General features: G+C 28.9%; 1 protein-coding gene. It reads left to right on the top strand.

What is annotated here, in order from left to right:
• The coding region (locus GN138_RS15970; protein ID WP_197429372.1) for an integrase core domain-containing protein at nucleotides 1-213 on the top strand (213 nt) is incomplete at its 5' end.
• Nucleotides 214-232: the final 19 nt, after the last annotated feature.

The raw sequence follows: 232 nt of genomic DNA on the forward strand, positions 1-232 counted from the left end.
AGTATGACACAAGAAAATCATTGCTACGAAAATGCTGTAGCTGAACGTGTAAATGGCATATTAAAAGACGAATTTTATCTAGACCAAACCTTTGATAGCCTAAAACACGCTAAAAAAGCTACAAAAAGTGCAATTAATTTATACAACCAAATTAGATTACATGTATCTTTAGACTATAAAACACCAAATATGGTATATTTAAAAACAGCGTAAATTCAATTTTTAACCTGTA

This window comes from Winogradskyella endarachnes, from assembly GCF_009741275.1.
Taxonomy (GTDB): Bacteria; Bacteroidota; Bacteroidia; order Flavobacteriales; family Flavobacteriaceae; genus Winogradskyella; species Winogradskyella endarachnes.